Consider the following 1,195-nt stretch of genomic DNA (forward strand, 5'->3'; position numbering starts at 1 on the left):
CAATCCCTAAGCCCGTGACCTGTGTTGAAAGCCAATATCTGGAAGAGGGTGTATGTAAAAACAAGGTAGTGCAGAATATTCAGTCACTACCATTCAGTACCCTGATTCAAGGTCAAAGCTATCCATTATCGCTTCAGACAGATCAAGGGCTGGCAGTGACTTTTAGCAGTAACACTCCCAACATCTGTAGTGTAAATGGCAGTGAACTCAAAGCTCTAAAGGTTGGACAATGTACTCTGGGATTGACACAGGCAGGCACGGCAAAAGTTCTACCATTGAATAGCAGCATGACCGTCAATGTGACTTGTGCTGCCGATCAATATCTAGAAAATAATGTTTGTGTCAATAAGCTCAAACAAACCATTGTCCCATTCAAAATGAAATACATCCTGACGGAGAGTGTGTATTCACTGGATACTGAATCCAGTGCCAAACTTCCTGTCACGATTAGCAGCCTATCTACTGCAACCTGTACTTATTCTAATGGTGAACTAAAGGGGAGTGGTGCGGGTACATGTACCCTTAAACTCACTCAGGAGGGTGATGCCAAAACATTGGCAGCACAGAGTCAGACGATTAGTTTCGATGTGTTTAAAGGCTCATCCATGAGTGATGCCCCCGATATCAACAACTGTTATGCAGGCAAGCTCAGTGCAAAGTTTAGAAATGAATTTTTAAATGAGCTCAATACAGTTCGTGCCTTGCATGGGCTGCCAAGTATTACATACGACTATGCCCGTGAAGATGAAATGATGCAAACCGCACTGATTCTTGCGGCAAACAACATCCTGACCCATTACCCCGAAGCTAACACAAACTGCTATTCCGATATTGGTGCAGTGGGTGCAAGAACCAGTAGTCTGGAAATGGGAGTAAGACAGAATAAGAATGACTATTCACCTGCCGAAAGCATTACCAATATGGTGCATGACAAATTAAACCTGTTTGCAGGAGATGTGGGGCATCGACTCTGGATGCTCAATCCCTTCTTACAAAAATCGGCGTATGGTTCAGTTAATGCACCATCATTTAAAGATACCCGATTCCCTTATGTGGTCGGTACGTCCTATAAAGTGGTTTATCCCTTTAATCATACAACCACTGCACCACTCGGTGTGATTGCCTATCCCTACCACAACTATCCAGCCAAATATTATATGGCGGGTTCAATTCTCTCGATTTCAGTTTTAACCGA

Annotated in this window: 1 protein-coding gene; it reads left to right on the forward strand. The window is 43.5% G+C overall.

Features of this window, described 5'->3' with window-relative positions; all coding sequences use genetic code 11:
* A partial coding sequence (locus F957_RS00295) for a CAP domain-containing protein (protein WP_032864732.1) occupies positions 1 to 1,195 on the forward strand: 1,195 nt, incomplete at both ends.

It is taken from the genome of Acinetobacter gyllenbergii CIP 110306 = MTCC 11365 (genome assembly GCF_000413855.1).
Taxonomy (GTDB): domain Bacteria; phylum Pseudomonadota; class Gammaproteobacteria; order Pseudomonadales; family Moraxellaceae; genus Acinetobacter; species Acinetobacter gyllenbergii.